At 73.1% G+C, this 18,983-nt stretch carries 16 protein-coding genes; 4 read left to right on the top strand and 12 right to left on the bottom strand.

Features of this window, described 5'->3' with window-relative positions; genetic code table 11:
• Positions 1-26 precede the first annotated feature (26 nt).
• Genes B446_RS19550 through pdhA (B446_RS19540) form a run of 3 tightly spaced genes read right to left on the bottom strand, consistent with a single transcriptional unit; the run spans position 27 to position 3,669 of the window.
• Positions 27-1,463 (bottom strand): dihydrolipoamide acetyltransferase family protein, encoded by a 1,437-nt coding sequence (locus B446_RS19550; protein ID WP_043476031.1) that lies wholly within the window; start codon positions 1,461-1,463, stop codon positions 27-29.
• A gap of 11 nt (positions 1,464-1,474) precedes the next feature.
• Positions 1,475-2,461, bottom strand: a complete 987-nt coding sequence (locus B446_RS19545) for an alpha-ketoacid dehydrogenase subunit beta (RefSeq protein ID WP_020941166.1) — start codon at positions 2,459-2,461, stop codon at positions 1,475-1,477.
• A 2-nt stretch (positions 2,462-2,463) separates the two neighbouring features.
• Positions 2,464-3,669 (bottom strand): pyruvate dehydrogenase (acetyl-transferring) E1 component subunit alpha, encoded by a 1,206-nt coding sequence (pdhA, locus tag B446_RS19540; protein ID WP_020941165.1) that lies wholly within the window; start codon positions 3,667-3,669, stop codon positions 2,464-2,466.
• A gap of 514 nt (positions 3,670-4,183) precedes the next feature.
• On the opposite strand from pdhA (B446_RS19540), the gene B446_RS19535 reads away from it, so the two are divergent.
• Entirely contained in the window at positions 4,184-5,227 is a 1,044-nt protein-coding gene (locus tag B446_RS19535) for a phosphotransferase (RefSeq protein WP_020941164.1), read from the top strand.
• A 55-nt stretch (positions 5,228-5,282) separates the two neighbouring features.
• Here B446_RS19535 and B446_RS19530 read toward each other — a convergent pair whose 3' ends face one another.
• Positions 5,283-6,875, bottom strand: a complete 1,593-nt coding sequence (locus B446_RS19530; protein ID WP_020941163.1) for a protein kinase domain-containing protein — start codon at positions 6,873-6,875, stop codon at positions 5,283-5,285.
• Between the two features lie 345 nt (positions 6,876-7,220).
• Between B446_RS19530 and B446_RS19525 the strand changes: the two genes are divergently transcribed.
• Complete coding sequence (locus B446_RS19525; RefSeq protein ID WP_020941162.1) at positions 7,221-8,849, top strand: Stk1 family PASTA domain-containing Ser/Thr kinase; 1,629 nt, start codon at positions 7,221-7,223, stop codon at positions 8,847-8,849.
• Between the two features lie 118 nt (positions 8,850-8,967).
• Here the strand turns inward: B446_RS19525 and B446_RS19520 are convergent, their stop codons facing one another.
• On the bottom strand, positions 8,968-9,510 hold the full coding sequence (locus tag B446_RS19520) for a bacterial proteasome activator family protein (RefSeq protein ID WP_020941161.1): 543 nt from the start codon (positions 9,508-9,510) through the stop codon (positions 8,968-8,970).
• 165 nt (positions 9,511-9,675) lie between these two features.
• Here B446_RS19520 and B446_RS19515 point away from each other — a divergent pair, with 165 nt between their 5' ends.
• Positions 9,676-10,260, top strand: a complete 585-nt coding sequence (locus B446_RS19515; RefSeq protein WP_020941160.1) for a hypothetical protein — start codon at positions 9,676-9,678, stop codon at positions 10,258-10,260.
• Positions 10,261-10,286: 26 nt separating this feature from the next.
• Here B446_RS19515 and B446_RS19510 read toward each other — a convergent pair whose 3' ends face one another.
• The 7 genes from B446_RS19510 to pdhA (B446_RS19480) form a co-directional block, all read right to left on the bottom strand.
• Positions 10,287-11,267, bottom strand: a complete 981-nt coding sequence (locus B446_RS19510; RefSeq protein WP_020941159.1) for an NAD(P)H-quinone oxidoreductase — start codon at positions 11,265-11,267, stop codon at positions 10,287-10,289.
• Between the two features lie 93 nt (positions 11,268-11,360).
• Positions 11,361-12,458 carry a potassium channel family protein gene (locus tag B446_RS19505; protein WP_043476028.1) on the bottom strand — a complete coding sequence of 366 codons (1,098 nt, stop codon included), beginning with the start codon at positions 12,456-12,458 and terminating at the stop codon, positions 11,361-11,363.
• Positions 12,455-13,807 (bottom strand): molybdopterin molybdotransferase MoeA, encoded by a 1,353-nt coding sequence (locus tag B446_RS19500; protein WP_020941157.1) that lies wholly within the window; start codon positions 13,805-13,807, stop codon positions 12,455-12,457. Before B446_RS19500 ends, B446_RS19505 begins: the two co-directional genes overlap by 4 nt.
• Complete coding sequence (locus B446_RS19495) at positions 13,804-14,703, bottom strand: NTP transferase domain-containing protein (protein WP_020941156.1); 900 nt, start codon at positions 14,701-14,703, stop codon at positions 13,804-13,806. The genes B446_RS19500 and B446_RS19495 overlap by 4 nt, the downstream gene beginning before the upstream one ends.
• Positions 14,704-14,805: 102 nt before the next feature.
• Entirely contained in the window at positions 14,806-16,140 is a 1,335-nt protein-coding gene (locus tag B446_RS19490; RefSeq protein ID WP_020941155.1) for a dihydrolipoamide acetyltransferase family protein, read from the bottom strand.
• Entirely contained in the window at positions 16,140-17,144 is a 1,005-nt protein-coding gene (locus B446_RS19485) for an alpha-ketoacid dehydrogenase subunit beta (RefSeq protein WP_020941154.1), read from the bottom strand. Before B446_RS19485 ends, B446_RS19490 begins: the two co-directional genes overlap by 1 nt.
• Complete coding sequence (pdhA, locus tag B446_RS19480) at positions 17,141-18,286, bottom strand: pyruvate dehydrogenase (acetyl-transferring) E1 component subunit alpha (protein ID WP_020941153.1); 1,146 nt, start codon at positions 18,284-18,286, stop codon at positions 17,141-17,143. Before pdhA (B446_RS19480) ends, B446_RS19485 begins: the two co-directional genes overlap by 4 nt.
• Positions 18,287-18,476: 190 nt before the next feature.
• Between pdhA (B446_RS19480) and B446_RS19475 the strand changes: the two genes are divergently transcribed.
• Positions 18,477-18,962: an Lrp/AsnC family transcriptional regulator gene (locus B446_RS19475; RefSeq protein ID WP_020941152.1), complete on the top strand. Its 486-nt coding sequence runs from the start codon at positions 18,477-18,479 to the stop codon at positions 18,960-18,962.
• The last annotated feature ends 21 nt before the right edge of the window (positions 18,963-18,983 follow it).

Raw genomic sequence — 18,983 nt, 5'->3', positions numbered from 1 at the left:
GCGTCGAGGTTACTCCTCCTGGGCCGTCAGGCCCAGGAGATCAGTCGCTTCGGCTGCTCCAGGATCGCCGCCACGTCGGCGAGGACCTTGGAGCCCAGTTCGCCGTCGACCAGGCGGTGGTCGAAGCTGAGGGCCAGGGTGGTGACCTGGCGCGGCTTCACCTTGCCCTTGTGGACCCACGGCTGGAGCTTGATCGCGCCGACCGCGAGGATCGCGGACTCTCCGGGGTTGAGGATCGGCGTACCGGTGTCGACACCGAAGACGCCGACGTTGGTGATGGTCACCGTGCCGCCCTGCATCGCCGCCGGGGACGTCCTGCCCTCGCGGGCCGTGCCGACCAGCTCGCCCAGCGACTCCGCGAGCTGCGGGAGCGTCTTGTCGTGCGCGTCCTTGATGTTGGGGACGATCAGGCCACGGGGGGTGGCCGCCGCGATGCCCAGGTTGACGTAGTGCTTGAGCACGATCTCCTGGTTCGCCTCGTCCCAGGACGCGTTGATGTCCGGGTTGCGCTTGATGGCGACCAGCAGGGCCTTGGCGATCAGCAGCAGCGGGTTGACCCGCAGCCCCTGGAACTCCTTGTCCTGCTTCAGCTCCTCGACCAGCTTCATCGTGCGCGTCACGTCCACCGTCACGAACTCCGTGACGTGCGGGGCCGTGAAGGCCGAGCCGATCATGGCCTGCGCCGTCGCCTTGCGGACGCCCTTGACCGGGACGCGGGTCTCCCGGGCACCGTCGTGCGACACGACGGGCGCGGCGGCCGCGGGGGCCGTCACGGGCGCGGGAGCCGCCACGGCCGGCTCGGCGGCCTGGGGCGCCGCCGCCGCGTGGACGTCTTCGCGGGTGATGACGCCGTCGGGGCCGGACGGGGTGACCGTGGCGAGGTCGACGCCGAGGTCCTTCGCCAGCTTGCGCACCGGCGGCTTGGCCAGCGGCCGGGCCTCGGCGGGAGCGGCGGCGGGGGCGCCGTGGCCGTTCAGCTCGGTCTGGACGGCCTGGGCGGCCGCCGGGACCTTCACCTCGGGGCCCTTGCGCGGCCGGCGCTTGGTCGAGGTGGTCGCCACGCCGTAGCCGACCAGCACGGGCTGGCGGGCCGGCGGCTTGGCCTCCCCCTCGGCCTGCACGGTCTCCGCGGGGGCCGCGGCGGGCGCGGGAGCCGCAGGGGCCGCCTGCGCCTGCTCGGCGGGGACCTCGGCCGGGGCGCCGCCCGACACGTCCACCGCGATGATGGCGGTGCCCACGTCGACCGTGGTGCCCTCGGGGAAGCGCAGCTCGCGCACCACACCGTCGTAGGGGATGGGCAGTTCGACGGCCGCCTTGGCGGTCTCGACCTCGCACACCACCTGGCCGTCGGTGACCGTGTCACCCGGCTGGACGTACCACTTGAGGATCTCGGCCTCGGTGAGTCCCTCGCCCACGTCGGGCATCTTGAACTCGCGTACGGATGCTTCCGTCATCGTCGTCACGAACCCTCTCCTCAGTACGCCAGGGCACGGTCGACGGCGTCGAGCACCCGGTCCAGGCCCGGCAGGTACTCCTCCTCCAGGCGCGCCGGCGGGTACGGGGCGTGGTAGCCGCCGACCCGGAGCACCGGGGCCTCCAGGTGGTAGAAGCAGCGCTCGGTGATCCGGGCGGCGATCTCCGCGCCGGAGCCGAGGAACACCGGCGCCTCGTGGACGACGACCAGGCGGCGGGTCTTCTCCACCGACGCCTGGACGGTGTCGAAGTCGAGGGGGCTGACCGAGCGCAGGTCCACGACCTCCAGGGACTTGCCCTCCTCGGCGGCCGCGGCGGCGACCTCCTGGCAGAGCTTCACCATCGGGCCGTAGGCGACCAGGGTGAGGTCGGTGCCCTCGCGGACGACCTGCGCCTTGTGCAGCGGGGCGGGGATGGCCTCGGTGTCGACCTCGCCCTTGTCCCAGTAGCGGCGCTTGGGCTCGAAGTAGATCACCGGGTCGTCGCTCTGGATGGCCTGCTGCATCATCCAGTACGCGTCCGAGGCGTTGGAGGGGCTGACCACCTTCAGGCCGGCCACGTGCGCGAACAGCGCCTCGGGGGACTCGGAGTGGTGCTCGACCGCGCCGATGCCGCCGCCGTAGGGGATGCGGATGACGACGGGCATCTTGACCTTGCCGAGCGCGCGGGCGTGCATCTTCGCGAGCTGGGTGACGATCTGGTCGTAGGCCGGGAAGACGAAGCCGTCGAACTGGATCTCCACGACCGGGCGGTAGCCGCGCAGGGCCAGGCCGATCGCGGCGCCGACGATGCCGGACTCGGCGAGCGGGGTGTCGATGACCCGGCTGTCGCCGAAGTCCTTCTGCAGGCCGTCGGTGACCCGGAAGACACCGCCGAGCTTGCCGACGTCCTCGCCCATCACGAGGACCTTGGGGTCCGTCTCCAGAGCGCGGCGCAGCGACTCGTTGATCGCCTTGGCCAGTGCCAGGTTCTTGGTCTCGGCTGCCATGGTCAGACCCCCTCTGCGTCCGCGAACGACGCCTGATAGGCGGCGAACTGGGCTCGCTCCTCGTCGACGAGCGCGTGCCCGTCCGCGTACACGTTCTCGAAGATGGCGAATCGGTCCGGGTCCGGCATGGCACGGACCGCTTCGCGCACTCGCCTGCCCAACGCCTCGGACTCGGTCTCGAGTTCCGCGAAGAATCCCTCGTCCGCGTGGTTTGCGGCCTCCAGGTACCGGCGCAGGCGCAGGATCGGGTCCTTCGCCTCCCAGGCCAGGCGCTCCTCGTCGCCCCGGTAGCGGGTGGGGTCGTCGGACGTGGTGTGGGCGCCCATGCGGTAGGTGTACGCCTCGACCAGGGTGGGGCCCTCGCCGTTGCGGGCGCGCTCCAGCGCCCACTTGGTGACCGCGAGGCAGGCCAGCACGTCGTTGCCGTCCACCCGCACGCCCGGGAAGCCGAAGCCCTGGGCGCGCTGGTACAGCGGGACGCGGCTCTGCTTCTCGGTGGGCTCGGAGATGGCCCACTGGTTGTTCTGGCAGAAGAACACCACGGGGGCGTTGTAGACCGCGGAGAAGGTGAACGCCTCGGCCACGTCGCCCTGGCTGGAGGCGCCGTCGCCGAAGTAGGCGATGACCGCCGAGTCCGCGCCGTCCTTGGTCACGCCCATGGCGTAGCCGGTGGCGTGCAGCGTCTGCGAGCCGATGACGATCGTGTAGAGGTGGAAGTTGTTGCTGTTGGGGTCCCAGCCGCCGTTGTTCACACCCCGGAACATGCCGAGCAGGTTGGTCGGGTCGACCCCGCGGCACCAGGCGACGCCGTGCTCACGGTAGGTCGGAAAGACGTAGTCGTCCTCGCGGGTGGCCCGGCCTGAGCCGATCTGGGCGGCCTCCTGGCCCAGCAGCGAGGCCCACAGGCCCAGCTCGCCCTGGCGCTGCAGCGCGGTGGCCTCGGCGTCGAAGCGGCGGGTGAGCACCATGTCGCGGTACAGGCCGCGCAGCTCGTCGGGGGTGATCCCGGCGACGTACGCGTCGTACTCGGCGTTCGCGACCCGCTCGCCCTCGGGCGTCAGGAGCTGCACGAGCTCCGGGTCGGCGCTCTTCTTCGCGGTGCGGGTCGCCCGCTTGGTGCCGGTGGCTCCGGTCCTGCTGCCGGTGGTGCCGGCCTTGCCTGCGGCGCTGCGTCGCGGCTTGCGCGCGGCACTGCTCTCCACGGTCACGTGTGCTCCTCCGTCGTTCCGGCCCCCGGGGTTGCCGGTAGGCCAGTGCGGCTCACCTGTTGTCGACCACCGGGCACGGGGTGGGTGCCACTCGGCCGGGAACAGGCGTGACAGGTGCCCCGGCGAGCGCCCTGCGACTTTTACGTTACCCAGTGCTCCACATTTCTGTGAAACCCCTCCTGACCTGCGTTTTTGCTTGGATTTCCAAGTAAATCCGCGAGGACCGGAAGGCCGCTGGTCACAGCCTTGCAGGAGGCCGGAGCTACGGCACGTTATCCCGGCGACCCCGGACACGGGAAGAGCCTTCTTGTGACACGCGCCTCGCACACCAAGAAGGACATGTAGGGATATTCCCGTCGCATGGGGCGGAGAGCACGCCGCCCGGTTCCGGCGCCCGTGGTGCAGCGGGGGCGCCTTTTCGGCCCGGTGCGCCGAGTGACCGAATGCGATCGACGATGACTGCCTGTGACTACGCCCAGCTCACAGGGTCTTGAGGTGCCCTAACATCTGGCGCGTGCCGCGCTCATGTGTACCACCCCTTCTCTCCCACGCGCCCCCTCTGGCCGCCCTGCTGCGCCTGTACGCCGCCGGTTCCGCCCTCGCCTGCGAACCCGTCGACCAAGGGCTGCTCAACCGGGGCTACCGGGTCAGCACCACCCGCGGCCGCTACTTCCTGAAGCACCACTTCGACCCGGACACCGCCGACCCGGCCGCGATCGAGCGCCGGCACCGCGCCACCCAGCGCCTCGCCGACCTGGGGGTGCCGGTCGCCCAGCCGCTCGCCGACCGCGAGGGCCGCACGGTCGCCGTGGTCGGCGGCCACGCGTACGCCCTGCACCCCTGGATCGACGGCAGGCACCGCCACGGCGGCCAGCTCACCCGGGCGGAGAGCGCGCGCCTGGGGGCGCTCCTGGGGGCCGTACACGCCTGTCTGGAGCGCGTGATGCCCCCCAAGGGGCGCACCCGCCCCGCGACGAGCCCGCACCCCGTGGAGAGCGCCGACCCGGCCGACACCTTCACCCTCATCGACGACCTGCTCGGGCGGGTCCGCAGGCACCGCCCGGCCGACGCCTTCGACACCCTGGCCCGCCACCGGTTACTGGAGCGGCGCGCGCTCCTGGAGCAGCACGCGCACCGGCGTCCGCCGCGCGGTGGCCCGGTGGGGTGGGTGCACGGGGACTTCCACCCGTTCAACCTGCTCTACAAGGACGACGCCCCGGCCGCCATCGTCGACTGGGACCGGCTGGGCGTGCAGCCGCGCGCCGAGGAGGCCGTGCGCGCCGCGGTGATCTTCTTCGTACGGCCCGTGGGCGCGCTGGACCTGCGCAAGGTACGGGCGTACGCGCGCGCGTACCGGCGCGCGGCCGGGGCGACCCCCTCGGAGCTGGCCGCGGCCGTGCACCGGGTGTGGTGGGAGCGCCTGAACGACTTCTGGATGCTGCGCTGGCACTACGAGCGCGGCGACACCCGCGCGGACTGCCAGTTCCCGGCAGCGTCGGCGCTCCCGGTGTGGTGGACCCGGGAGTACGACGCGGTGTGCGACGCCTTCGTGGAGTGACCGCCGGGGCCCCCGCCCGCGCGGCTCAGGGCGACGGCGGGGGCGTCGGTGGCCTTCAAGTTCCGTTGCCACCGGCCGCGCCGTCGGTGGCGCCGCCGTCCGTGCCACCGACCGTGGCGCCGCCGTCCGTGCCGCCGGTCGCCGGGTCCGTCGACTGCGTCGGGCTGGTCTGCGGGTCCGTCTGCTGCTGCGAGGTCTGCGGGTCCGTCGGCTCGTCGGTCGGGTCGGAGGTGACGGTCTGGGACGGGGTCGCCGACGGCGTGTAGGACGGCGGCCAGTCGGAGCCGGTGCCGGTGCCCGTGCCGTTGTTCGTGGCCGTGTCCGTGGGCCGGCCGGTGGAGTCGTCGGACGGCGTCGCGGAGTTCGTCTCGTCCTTGGCCGGCTTCGAGTGCGTCTTCGCCGGCTTGACGTCGTCGCCGGGGCCGGCGGTGCCGGTGTTGTGGTTGAGCGCGATCGCGACGCCCGCCGCGATCGCGATCACCGCGAGGACGGCCAGGATCCACAGCTTGCCGCGGCCGCTGCCCTTGTTGCCGTGCCCCTCGAAACCGCCGTCGTCGCCGTACCCGGTGGGCAGGATCGGCTGCGGGATCTGCGTGGTACCCGCGCCGAACTCGCCGGGGTGCTGCATCGCGGTGGTGCCCGCGAAGCCGGCCGCAGGGGTGTGCCGGCCGTCGTGCGCCGCTACCGGGCCGGTGTTCCAGGTGCCGGTGTGGCCGCCCTGGTCGTACAGCATCTGCAGGCCGTACTGGACCAGGCCGCGCATCTCCTCGGCCGTCTGGAACCGGTCGTCGGGCTCCTTGGCGAGCGAGCGCATGACCAGGCCGTCCAGCTCCGGCGGGCAGGCGTCGGAAGCCTCGGACGGCGGGGTCGGGATGTCCTGGACGTGCTGGTAGACCACCGACAGCGGGGTCTCACCGGTGAAGGGGGGCCGCAGCGCGAGCAGTTCGTACAGCAGGCAGCCGGTCGCGTACAGGTCGGAGCGGTGGTCGACGGCCTTGCCGAGCGCCTGCTCCGGGGAGAGGTACTGCGGGGTGCCCATGACCATGCCGGTCTGCGTCATCGTCGTCGACGCGCCGTGCAGGGCGCGGGCGATGCCGAAGTCCATGACCTTGACGGCGCCGTTGTTCGTGATGATCACGTTGGCGGGCTTGATGTCGCGGTGCACGATGCCGTGCTGGTGCGAGTAGGCGAGCGCCTCCAGCACCCCGGAGACGATGATCAGGGCCTGCTCGGGGCCCGGCGCCTCGGCGTTCAGCAGCAGGTCGCGGATGGTGCGGCCCTCGACCAGCTCCATCACGATATACGGCACGGACTGGCCGCCGACGAAGTCCTCGCCGGAGTCGTACACGGCGACGATCGCGTGGTGGTTGAGGCCGGCCACCGACTGGGCCTCACGCGTGAAGCGGGCCTTGGAGGTCGGGTCCTCGGCGAGGTCGGCGCGGAGCAGCTTGACGGCGACCGTGCGGCCGAGACGGACGTCCTCGGCGGCGAACACCTCGGCCATGCCGCCGCGGCCCAGCCGGTGGGTCAGCCGGTACCGGCCGTCGCCGACGAGCCCGCCGTTGCCCCACATCTCCGGCGTCTCGGACATGCCGCCGCCAGTCGCCTCGGGGTCGGACGGGCCCTGGGCGCTGTGCGTCTGTGCCATCGGTCCTCGCCGTCGTTTCTGCCCGCGGTGCGCGCGGTGTTGTCACGGTCTCCGTCGGCCACGCTACAGCCTCCGCGGGGGCCGCCGGTCCGGATCCGCTACCGGGACCCGGTCCCGGACGGATCGGTCATGAAACCTGTAGCACGCGCTCTCGTGCAAATTCTGTGTACCGGTCGTACGAGCGCTGTAACGCTTGCGCGACGCTTCTTGCGCGTACGGTCACGGAACGGGCACCGCGCTTGACGTGTCACTGCCCTGGGGCAGACTTGGCCGGGAATGAGACATTCGATCAAGGCATGTTCCGCTCAGTGACGGCGCCGGACGGCCAGTGGGGGACACGGAGAGATGAGCCAGGACGGCGCACAGGGCAGATACACGGGGCGCGCGCTGGCGGGCGGCCGCTACCAGCTGCGTGACCTGCTCGGTGAGGGCGGCATGGCCTCGGTGCACCTGGCGTACGACGCCGTGCTCGACCGCCAGGTCGCGATCAAGACGCTGCACACGGAGCTGGGCCGGGAGCAGGCCTTCCGCGAGCGCTTCCGCCGCGAGGCACAGGCCGTGGCGAAGCTCACGCACACCAACATCGTCTCCGTCTTCGACACCGGCGAGGACGACGTCGACGGCATGACGACGCCGTACATCGTCATGGAGTACGTCGAGGGCCGCCCGCTGGGCTCGGTCCTGGACGAGGACGTCCGGCAGTTCGGCGCGATGCCCGCCGACAAGGCGCTGAGGATCACCGCCGACGTGCTGGCGGCACTGGAGATCAGCCACGAGAAGGGCCTGGTCCACCGCGACATCAAGCCGGGCAACGTGATGATGACCAAGCGCGGCGTGGTCAAGGTCATGGACTTCGGCATCGCCCGCGCCATGCAGTCCGGGGTCACCTCCATGACCCAGACCGGCATGGTCGTCGGCACCCCGCAGTACCTCTCGCCCGAGCAGGCCCTCGGCCGCGGGGTGGACGCCCGCTCCGACCTCTACTCGGTCGGCATCATGCTGTTCCAGCTGGTCACCGGACGGCTGCCGTTCGACGCCGACTCGCCGCTGGCGATCGCGTACGCGCACGTGCAGGAGGAGCCGGTGGCTCCCTCGTCGGTCAACCGCGCGCTGCCGCCGGCGGTGGACGCGCTGGTCGCGCGGGCGCTGAAGAAGAACCCGAACGAGCGCTTCCCGACCGCCGAGTCCATGCGGGACGAGTGCCTGCGCGTCGCCGCCTCCTTCCAGGCGGCGGCGCCGAGCATCGTGCCGGGCTCCGGGCCGACGCAGAGCGGCTCGGGCGTCGGCTCCGCCGTGTTCCCGCCGGTCGACCAGGCGACCCCGGCGCCCACCGGCCCGGTGCAGACGCCGTACCAGCCGGCCCCGGCCCCGCACGGCTACGGCACCCCGCCGCCCGCCCCCGCCTACGGCTATCCGCAGCAGGGCGGCTACCAGACGCCGCCCGCCGCGTTCGGGCAGCAGGGCCACGCGACCCCGCCGCCGTACTCCGTCACCGCCCCCACCGCGGTCCAGGGCCCGCAGGGCGGCGGCAAGGGCAACAAGCCGGTGATCATCGGATCCATCGCCGTGTCGCTCGTCGCGGTCGTCGGCCTGGTCGTCGCGCTGACACTGAACGGCGGCGGCGAGGACGACAAGGGCGGCGGCCGCACCAGCGCCTCGCCCTCGGCGCACGCGTCGGGCTACCGCGGCCCGGACACGTCGAAGACGATCGACAAGACGGAGTGCACCGAGCCGCAGGAGTCGTACACCGACCCCAAGAAGGTCCGGCTTCCCAACTTCCAGTACAAGAACATCGACTCGGTGAAGGCGTGCTTCCAGGCCGCCGGCTGGAAGTACGAGATCAAGAAGGTGGACGACAACACCTGGGGCGACGGCACGGTCATGTCCCAGTTCCCCGCGGAGGGCACCGACGTCGACGCCAAGGGCAGCGAGACCGTGCAGCTGAACGTCTCGACGGGCAACCCGCCGCAGTGACCCCGCGCCGCCGAGGCGCGTGCGAAAGGGCCCGGCGGTCGTCCGCCGGGCCCTTTCGCTCGTACGCCTTCGGATGCGGCCCGCGGGTACGGGCTCCGGTACGTCCTACGGATACGGCCTAGAGGTACGGTCCGCCCGAGCGGCCGCCGGCCCGGGGGTCCTCGACGCCCTCGGGGCCCGCCACACCCGGCGGGAGGGCGCGGCGCATCTGCTCGAGCTGCGCCCGAGCCGCCATCTGCTGGGCGAACAGCGTCGTCTGGATGCCGTGGAACAGGCCCTCCAGCCACCCCACCAACTGGGCCTGGGCGATCCGCAGTTCCGCGTCGCTCGGGGTCGCCTCGTCGGTGAAGGGCAGGGACAGCCGCTCCAGCTCCTCGACCAGCTCCGGCGCCAGACCGTCCTCCAGCTCCTTGACCGAACTGGCGTGGATCTCCTTCAGCCGGACCCGGCTGGCCTCGTCAAGAGGGGCGACCCGCACCTCCTCCAGAAGCTGCTTGATCATGCTGCCGATCCGCATGACCTTGGCAGGCTGCTCGACCTGCTCCGTCACGGGAATCTCGCGGGAGTCCTCGTCCCCGCCGCCACCGATCGCCATGCCGTCCTGGCCCACGACCAGGATCTGGGGATTCTCCGGCGACCGTTCGTTCCTCGGCATCTCCATGCCGCCATTCTCTCGCACGACCGAACCTCATCACCGTGCTGCCCCCTCCTGGGGCTGATCCACCCTTTAGACCTGTCGGCCCAATATGAAATGCCCTGTACGTCCCGGGATGTGAGGCTGGCTTTCTGTCGGAGTTCGACGACCGGGCTACGGAAGGTCACCGACGTGACTCCACGGCTGCGCCTCACGCTGCGCCTCGTACGACTGCTGCTCGTCCTCGCGACGGCCACGCCGGTCTCCGGCGCCGCCCTCGCCTACGGCGCGGAGAACACCCCGCCGGACGCGTCCGCGCCCCCGGGCCAGCCCCTCGTGTCCGTCTCCCCGGCCGCGCACGCCTCCGGCCTGCGCGCGTCCGCGTCCGCCGCCGAGCCCTCGCGGGCCGGGAGCCGCGCCGGTGAGGGCAGGATGCGGCCGGGCCGCCCCGAGGGGCCGGCCGCCGTGGAGGAGGGCGACGACGATCCCGGCAGGACCACCGGGTCCCCCGCCCTCGCGGACCCGCGGGACGGCTACCCGGAGGAGCCGGAGCAGGCCGAGCCGCCCGGCGCCACCCCGGCCGCCTCCGACACACCGGAGGAGGCCGGACTCGACCCCGCGCGGCAGCCGCTGCCCCCCACCGCCCAGGACGCGGTCCCCCAGGCAGGCGCCCCCGCCGAGCCGGCCCTGCGCATCCTGCCCCTGGGCTCCGGCCTGGTCCTCATCGGCCTCGGCCTGGGACTGGCGTTCCTGGGCCTGCGGGTACGGCGGAGCTGACCGGGGGTCACCGCGGCCGGCGGACGTTACGGCGCGACCAGCAGCACCTTGCCGATGTGGCCGCTCGCCTCCACCACCCGGTGGGCCTCGGCCGCCTGCTCCATCGGCAGCTCGCGGTCGACCACCGGGCGCACGTGGCGGGCCACGAGCAGCGGCCACACGTGCTCGCGCACGGCGGCCACGATGGCCGCCTTCTCGCTCAGCGGGCGGGCCCGCAGTGAGGTCGCGGTGACCGCGGCCCGCTTGGTCAGCAGGGTGCCGATGTTCAGCTCACCCTTGGTACCGCCCTGCATGCCGATGATCGCGAGCCGGCCGTTGACGGCGAGCGCCTGGACGTTGCGGTCCAGGTACTTGGCGCCCATGTTGTCGAGGATGACGTCGGCTCCCGCGCCGTCGGTGGCCTGCCGCACCTCGGCGACGAAGTCCTGCTCGCGGTAGTTGACGAGGACGTCCGCGCCGAGCTCGGCGCAGAAGTCCAGCTTCTCCTTCGTCCCGGCGGTCACCACGACCTTGGCGCCGATGGCCTTGGCGAGCTGGATCGCCATGGTGCCGATGCCGCTGGAGCCGCCGTGCACCAGCAGGGTCTCGGCCGGGCGCAGGTGGGCGACCATGAAGACGTTGGACCAGACCGTGCAGGCCACCTCGGGCAGCGCGGCCGCCTGCTTCAGGTCGACGCCCTCGGGCACGGGCAGCAGCTGCCCGACCGGGACGGCGACCTTCTGGGCATAGCCGCCGCCCGAGAGCAGCGCGCACACCTCGTCGCCCACGGCCCAGCCGGAGACGCCGGGGCCGAGCGCGGCGATGCGGCCGGAGCACTCGAGGCCGGGGTAGGGGGAGGCGCCGGGCGGCGGGTCGTAGAAGCCCTGCCGCTGCATGATGTCGGCGCGGTTGACGGCACTGGCCACCACCTCGACCAGCACCTCGCCCTCGCCGGGCACCGGGTCGGGGACCTCGCTCCACACCAGCGCCTCGGGTCCACCAGGTTCGGGAATCGTGATCGCATGCATGGTGGCGACGCTACTCCCCGCCGCCGCCGCTGCCGGGGCAGGCCCGCGCGACCTCGGGTCCGCTGGTCCTCGGGGCCGCTGGTGCCGGGTCCGTTAGTCCTCGGGGAGGGGGCGGGTGTGCGGGGCGACCCGGGCGCCGGGGGTCACCCGGACGATGGTGATCAGGCGGTCGGTCAGCTGGAGGCCGCCGATGGAGGAGTCGTCGTAGCCGAGCACCCGGTGTCCGCGTACGACGCTCACCACCAGGTCGTCCGTCTCGCGCGGCGAGCGGCCCACCTCGGCCCGGACCACGGGGCGTTCGACGATGTCCAGACCGCTGCCCTGCTGGATCAGGTCCTCCATGACCATGCCGGCCGCCGGGCTGAGCACGGACAGGCCGAGCAGCCGGCCGGCGGCGCCGGAACTGGTGATGACCGCGTCGGCGCCGGACTGCTTGAGCAGCGGGGCGTTCTCCTCCTCGCGCACGGCCGCCACGATCTTCGCGCCCCGGTTGAGCTGGCGGGCGGTCAGGGTGACGAGGACGGCGGTGTCGTCGCGCTGCGGGGCGATGATGATCTGCCGGGCCCTGTGCACCTCGGCGCGCCTGAGCACCTCACTGCGGGTGGCGTCACCTATGACGCCGGCGAACCCCTCGGAGGTCGCCGCGTCGATCACCTTGTTGCTGGGGTCGACCACGACGACCTGCTCCTTCTTCAGTCCCGTGGTGCAGACGGTCTGGATGGCCGACCGGCCCTTGGTGCCGAACCCGATGACGACGGTGTGATCGCGCAAGGTGGACCTCCAGCGGTTCAGGCGCCATTCCTCCCGGGTGCGTTCGGTGAGGACCTCCAGCGTGGTGCCGACCAGAATGATCAGGAACAGCACGCGCAGGGGTGTGATGACGAAGATGTTGGTGAGCCGGGCGCTGTCGCTGACCGGGGTGATGTCGCCGTAGCCGGTGGTGGAGAGGGTGACGGTGGCGTAGTAGAACGCGTCGAGGAAGTCGACCGAGCTGTCCGAGTTGTCGTTGTAGCCCGCCCGGTCGGCGTAGACGACCAGCGCGGTGACCACCAGCACCGCGAAGGCCATGAGCAGCCGTTTGGCGACCTGGCGGATCGGACGCTCCACCACTTTCCGCGGGAGTCTCACCCGATGGGTCACCAGATGTTCGTCCGCCTGGCGGGCAATGGCGTCATGGCCGGGAAGTTTCACGTGAAACACACCCCGATTCCAGCCGCCGCCCACGGCAGGTCGAGCAGTTCCGTATCCTCCCCCTGCCGGGCGCCGCCCGGTGGTACGACGGCCAGTGCGTCGGCGGCGGCGATACCGCGCAGCATGGCGGGGCCGTTGTAGTGCAGCGGGACGGCGTGGTCGCCGCGCAGCACCACCGGGATGAGCCGGGTGTCGTACGGGTGCCCGTGCACGGCCTCCCCGAGCGCGAGCGTGTACGGCTCCGGGGCGGGACGGGCGGCGAGGGTGCGCAGCAGCGGTTCGGCGAGCGTGAGCAGGCCGGAGACGGCCGCGAGGGGGTTGCCGGGCAGGCCGACGAGGTGCTGGTCCTCCTTGGTGCGGGCCAGCAGCATGGGGTGGCCGGGGCGTACCTTGACGCCGTCGACGAGGAGTTCGGCGCCCATGCGCTCCAGGGTGGGGTGCACGTGGTCGACCGGTCCGGCCGCGGTGCCGCCGGTGGTGACGACGAGGTCGGCGGTGGAGCCGGTGAGCGCCTTGCGCAACGCCCGTGCGTCGTCGCCCAGTCGGCGTACGGCGGTGACCTCGGCGCCGAGCGCGCGCAGCCAGGGCGGCAGCATCGGGCCGAGCGCGTCCCGGATCAGTCCGTCGTGCGGGCGGCCTTCGGTCAGCAACTCGTCGCCGAGGACCAGGACTTCGACGCGGGGGCGGGGGACGGCCGTGACGGTGTCGTATCCGGCCGCCGCGGCCAGGCCCAGGACGGCGGGGGTGACGAGGGTACCGACGGGCAGGAGCTGGTCGCCGCCGCGGCATTCCTGACCGCGGGGGCGGATGTCCTGGCCGTGGACGACCTCCCGGGTGGCGTGCAGCCGTCCCTGGGCGTCCGTGCGGCCGTGTTCGGTGCGCAGGACGGCGGTGGTGTCGGCGGGGACGCGGGCGCCGGTCGCGATGCGGACCGCCTCGCCGTCGGTCAGCGGATCGGGCTGGGCGTGTCCGGCGAGCACGCCCTCGTCCCTGACCTCCCAGGGGCCGGGCCCGGCGACCGCCCAGCCGTCCATCGCGGAGGTGTCGAAGGAGGGCAGGTCGGTGAGCGCGTCGAGAGGGGACGCGAGGACCAGGCCGAGGGCGTCGGCGAGGGGGACGGAGACGGGGGTGCGGCGGCTGCCCGAGCGGGCGGCGCGGGCCGCGATGTCGCGGGCCCGGGGCCAGGGCGTGGCCCGGTGCCGCTCGTGCCGCCGCTCGGGGCGGGCGGGCGTGGGCACGGGCGCGTCGCCGTCGTCCTTCGGTTCCCTCACGAGGGCCAGGGCCTCCTCGACGTCCAGGTCGTCGGCGTCCGCCGCGGGCGCCCCCGCCCGGGTACCCGGGGCGGTCATCCGGCGTCCGGGCCGGAGCTGCCCGCGTCGTCGGCGGCGTTCTCCCGCTCCCAGCGCTTGGCCAGCGCGGCGGCCTTGCGGGCGGCCTCGGCGACCGCCTCCGGGCCGCCTCCGCCCCGGGCCGCGGCGTAGCCGACGAGGAAGGTGGTCAGGGGCGCTGCGGGCCGGTCCACGCCGTGGGCGGCGTCACGGGCCAGATCGAGCAGACCACGGATGTCGACGTCCAGGTCGATGCCCAGTTCGTCCTTGACTGCGGAAATCCATTCATCCAACACGTGCCCATGCTCCCTGATGCGTGCCCTGGCGTTGACGAGGTCGTCCCAGGTGTCGCAGTCGAAGGACGCGAGCGGATCGGGGACGCGGGTAAGTCGGAGGGCGCCCGTCAGCCGGCGCAGCGGCAGGCCGGTGAGACCGTCGGACGCGGCGGCGAGGGCGGCCAGTTCGCGGCGCAGCGCGGCGGTGCGGTAGGCGGCGACGAGCGGCTGGTCGCGGCCGTCGGCGTCGGTGAGCAGCGCGCCGTCGGCGCCCGTGTTCCGCAGCGTGGTCAGCAGGCGGTCCAGGGTGGCAGGTTCGAGGAACGGCAGGTCGGCGGAGAGGACGACGGTCTGCGCGGCGGTGGTGAGCCGCAGGCCGGCCTCCAGCGCGGCGACGGGCCCGGCGCCGGGCGGGTTCTCGCGGGTCCAGCGCACCGGGCGGCAGGCCGGCCGGGGAGCGGCGACGACGACGGTGGTGGCCGCGCCGGCGCAGGCGGCGAGCACCCGGTCGAGGAGGGCCCGGCCACCGACCCGCAGTCCGGGTTTGTCGGCCCCGCCGAGCCGCCGCGCGGCCCCGCCGGCCAGCACGACGGCGTCGTACGGCGCGGCGGCCCCGGCGGGGGCGGGAGCGTTCTCGGTCACCCCCCGAGTATGCGTGTCAGGTTGATCACAGGGAACCGAGGAGCGCTCACGCGCGGCGCGGGGAACGCCCGGGTGCGGCGTCCCCCGCGGGCTCGCGTCGGGTCACAGGGTGCGCAGCAGCACCGCCGGCTGTTCCACGCAGTCGGCGACGTACCGCAGGAAGCCGCCCGCGGTGCCGCCGTCGCACACCCGGTGGTCGAAGGTGAGCGAGAGCTGGACGACCTGGCGCACGGCCAGTTCGCCCTCGTGCACCCACGGCTTGGGGACGATGCGGCCGACGCCGAGCATGGCCGCCTCGGGGTGGTTGATGATCGGGGTGGAGCCGTCGACGCCGAAGACGCCGTAGTTGTTCAACGTGAAGGTGCCGCCGGTGAGTTCCGCCGGGGTCAGTGTGCCGGTCCGGGCCGCTTCGGTGAGCCGGGCGAACTCGGCGGTCAGCGACTCGGCGTCACGGGCGTGGGCGTCCCGGACGACCGGCACGACCAGGCCGCGCTCGGTCTGCGCGGCGAAGCCGAGGTGCACCTCGTCGAGCCGGACGACCTCGCGGGCCTCGGTGTCGACGTAGGAGTTCAGCTCCGGGTGGCGTGCCAGCGCGGCGGCGCAGATGCGGGCGAGCAGCGCGATGAGCGAAATCCTGGAGGCTCCGGCGGCGTTCATCGCGGCCCGCGCGCGCATGAGTTCCGTCGCGTCGGCGTCGACCCAGCAGGTGGCGTCGGGGATCTCCCGGCGGCTGCGGGAGAGCTTGTCGGCGACGGCGCCCCGTACACCCTTGAGCGGGATGCGGACGCCGTCGCGGACGGGGGAGCCGGCGGAGACACGGGCGGACGGTTCCTGCGCCGCGGGGGCGGGCGCGGTCCTGGCCCGCAGCGCGCCCTCGACGTCGGCCCGCAGGATCAGCCCGTCGGGCCCCGATCCGGCGAGCTGCCGCAGGTCCAGGTCGTTGTCCCGGGCGAGCCGGCGCACCAGGGGGGAGATCACCGGGACCGGCCCCGTGCCGGGCGCGGCCGTGGCGGCGGGCGCCGCGACCGGGGCGGGCGCGGGGGCGGGGACTGCCGGAGCGGGCTGCCCCGCCGGCCCGCCGGCGGCCGTGGCGCGCACCCTGCGGCGCCGGGCCGGCGCCTCGGAGGTGCCGTACCCGACGAGGACGTTGCCCGATCCCCCGCCGTCGCCGTCCGGCTCCGGAGCGGTCCCGGAGCCCACCGCGACCGTCAGCAGCGGTGCGCCGACGGGCAGTTCGGTGCCCTCCTCGCCGAAGCGCGCGGTGACCACGCCGCCGTAGGGGCAGGGGACCTCGACCATGGCCTTGGCCGTCTCGACCTCGACGACCGGCTGGTCGATGGCGACGACGTCGCCGACGTTCACCAGCCAGCGGACGATCTCCGCCTCGGTGAGTCCCTCACCGAGGTCGGGCAGCTTGAACTCCAGCACCTGTGCCATCAGCCCTCGGCCTCCCACTGCAGGCGCCCCACGGCGTCCAGGATGCGGTCGACACCGGGCAGGTGGTGCCGCTCCAGCATCGGCGGCGGGTAGGGGATGTCGAAGCCGGCCACGCGCAGCACCGGTGCCTCCAGGTGGTGGAAGCAGCGCTCGGTGACGCGGGCGGCGATCTCGCCGCCGGGGCCGCCGAACCCGGTCGACTCGTGCACGACGACCGCGCGCCCGGTGCGCCGCACGGAGGCGCAGACCGTCTCGTCGTCGAACGGCACCAGGGAGCGCAGGTCGACCACTTCGAGGTCCCAGCCCTCGGACCGGGCGGCCTCGGCGGCCTCCATGCAGACCGGCAGCGACGGGCCGTAGGTGAGCAGGGTGGCGCTGCTGCCGCGCCGCCGGACCACCGCGCGCCCGATCGGTTCCACGTCCGTCGGCTGCTCGGGGTTCCAGGAGTCCTTCGACCAGTACAGGCGCTTGGGCTCCAGGAAGACGACCGGGTCGTCGGAGGCGATGGCCTGGCGCAGCAGCCCGTAGGCGTCGGCGACGGTCGCGGGCGTGACCACGTGCAGGCCGGGGGTGGCCATGTAGTAGGCCTCGGAGGAGTCGCTGTGGTGCTCGACGCCGCCGATGCCGCCGCCGTAGGGGATGCGGACGGTGATCGGCAGCGGCATCCGGCCGCGGGTGCGGTTGCGCATCCGGGAGACATGGCTGATCAGCTGCTCGAACGCCGGGTAGGCGAACGCGTCGAACTGCATCTCGACGACCGGGCGCAGGCCGTACATGGCCATGCCGACGGCGGTGCCGAGGATGCCCGCCTCGGCGAGCGGGGTGTCGGTGCAGCGGTCCTCGCCGAACTCCTTGGCGAGTCCGTCGGTGACCCGGAAGACACCGCCGAGGGTGCCGACGTCCTCGCCCATGACGTGCACGGAGGGGTCGGCGGCCATCGCGTCGCGCATCGCGCGCGTGAGGGCCTGCGCCATGGTGGCGGGCTTGACGGCGACGGTGGTCATCGCAGGCCGCCTTCCTGGTCGCCCTGCTCCGCCTCGAGCTCGGCGCGCAGCAGGGCGCGCTGCTCGCGCAGCTGTGCGGTGTTCTCGGCGTAGACGTGGTCGAAGAGGTCCATGGGGTTCAGCTCGGGGTCCCGGTTCATGCGCTCTCGCAGGTCGGCGGCCATCTGCTCGGCGTCCTGCCGGGCGGCGGCGAGGCCGTCCTCGTCGAGCAGGCCGCGCCCGGTCAGCTCCCGCTCCAGCAGCTGGACCGGGTCGTGGGCGCGCCAGGCCTCGACCTCGGCGTCGCCGCGGTAGCGGGTGGCGTCGTCGGCGTTGGTGTGGGCGTCGACGCGGTAGGTCACCGCCTCGACCAGGGTGGGGCCGCCGCCGGCGCGTGCGCGGCGTACGGCGTCGCCGAGGACCTCGTGCACGGCGACCGCGTCGTTGCCGTCGACCAGCCGGCCCGGCATGCCGTAGCCGACGGCCTTGTGGGCCAGGGAGGGCGCGGCGGTCTGCTTGGCGAGCGGGACGGAGATGGCGAAGCCGTTGTTCTGCACCAGGAAGACCACCGGTGCCTGCCAGACGGCGGCGAAGTTCAGGGCCTCGTGGAAGTCGCCCTCGCTGGTGCCGCCGTCGCCGACCATGGCGAGCGCGACCACGTCATCGCCCTTGAGGCGGGCGGCGTGCGCGAGACCGACGGCGTGCGGGAGCTGGGTGGCGAGCGGGGTGCTCAGCGGGGCCACCCGGTGCTCGTAGGGGTCGTAGCCGGTGTGCCAGTCGCCGCGCAGCAGGGTGAGCGCCTCGACGGGGTCGACGCCCCGGGCGACCACGGCGAGGGTGTCGCGGTAGCTGGGGAAGAGCCAGTCGCGCTCTTCGAGGGCCAGCGCGGCGGCGACCTCGCACGCCTCCTGGCCGGTGCTGGAGGGGTAGACGGCCAGACGGCCCTGCTTGGTCAGCGCGGTGGCCTGCGCGTTGTAGCGGCGGCCGCGCACCAGCTGCGCGTACAGCCGGCGCAGCAGGTCCGGGTCGGCCTCCGCCGCCGCCTCGGTGCCGAGGACGCGGTAGGGCTCGGCGTCGGGCAGCAGCGGCGCGGGGTCCATACGGGGCTGCCAGGCGGGCGGCGGCGAGGGCTGGTAAGCGCCTCGCTGCTCCAGGACCGTCATGACGGCACCTCCTCGTGGGAGCGGCTACGGGAGACGCGTCGGCTGTGACTCGCCTCACCAACCGATTGTTCGGTCGTCGGCACATTTTGGCTACAGGCCCCGTCAGGCTGTGGACAAACGGTTCTCCACAACCTGCAATGAACGCAGGACGTCCACGGCGATGAAGCGGGGGGACATGGCAGCTGAACAAATGGCCGACGGGCCGCAGGACGGAGCCGGCCCGACGGTGCCGCGTCCGCTCGACGCGATCGACCAGGACATCCTGAAGATCCTCCAGGCGGACGGCCGGGCCTCGATACGCTCCGTGGCCGAACGGGTGCACGTCTCGCGCGCGAACGCCTACGCGCGCATCAACCGTCTGGTCGAGGACGGGGTGATCCGGGGGTTCAGCGCCCGCGTCGACCACGAGCGGGCGGGGCACGGGACGTCGGCGTACGTCACCCTCAAGATCGTCCAGAACACCTGGCGCACCGTCCGCGAGCAGCTCAGGCAGCTGCCCGGCGCCTCCCACATCGCCCTGGTGGGCGGCGACTTCGACGTGCTGCTGCTGGTGCACACGCCCGACAACAGGGCGCTGCGCGAACTGGTGCTGACCCGGCTGCAGGCCATCCCCGAGGTACTCAGCACCCGCACCCTGCTGGTGTTCGAGGAGGAGGACCTGGAGCCGGAGACCTGAGCCGCGGGCCGCGCGTGGCCT

The sequence above is a fragment of the Streptomyces collinus Tu 365 genome, assembly GCF_000444875.1.
Taxonomy (GTDB): Bacteria; Actinomycetota; Actinomycetes; order Streptomycetales; family Streptomycetaceae; genus Streptomyces; species Streptomyces collinus_A.
The sequence above is the reverse complement of the archived record's forward strand: the minus strand, read 5'-3'. Positions and strand labels throughout refer to the sequence as shown.

What these genes read in the sequence shown, in the direction of transcription:
- B446_RS19545 (WP_020941166.1), bottom strand. Translation starts at nt 2,461, where the DNA reads ATGGCAGCCGAGACCAAGAACCTGGCACTGGCCAAGGCGATCAACGAG.
- B446_RS19530 (WP_020941163.1), bottom strand. Translation starts at nt 6,875, where the DNA reads ATGGCACAGACGCACAGCGCCCAGGGCCCGTCCGACCCCGAGGCGACT.
- B446_RS19525 (WP_020941162.1), top strand. Translation starts at nt 7,221, where the DNA reads ATGAGCCAGGACGGCGCACAGGGCAGATACACGGGGCGCGCGCTGGCG.
- B446_RS19520 (WP_020941161.1), bottom strand. Translation starts at nt 9,510, where the DNA reads ATGGAGATGCCGAGGAACGAACGGTCGCCGGAGAATCCCCAGATCCTG.
- B446_RS19510 (WP_020941159.1), bottom strand. Translation starts at nt 11,267, where the DNA reads ATGCATGCGATCACGATTCCCGAACCTGGTGGACCCGAGGCGCTGGTG.
- B446_RS19500 (WP_020941157.1), bottom strand. Translation starts at nt 13,807, where the DNA reads ATGACCGCCCCGGGTACCCGGGCGGGGGCGCCCGCGGCGGACGCCGAC.
- B446_RS19490 (WP_020941155.1), bottom strand. Translation starts at nt 16,140, where the DNA reads ATGGCACAGGTGCTGGAGTTCAAGCTGCCCGACCTCGGTGAGGGACTC.
- B446_RS19485 (WP_020941154.1), bottom strand. Translation starts at nt 17,144, where the DNA reads ATGACCACCGTCGCCGTCAAGCCCGCCACCATGGCGCAGGCCCTCACG.
- pdhA (WP_020941153.1), bottom strand. Translation starts at nt 18,286, where the DNA reads ATGACGGTCCTGGAGCAGCGAGGCGCTTACCAGCCCTCGCCGCCGCCC.
- B446_RS19475 (WP_020941152.1), top strand. Translation starts at nt 18,477, where the DNA reads ATGGCCGACGGGCCGCAGGACGGAGCCGGCCCGACGGTGCCGCGTCCG.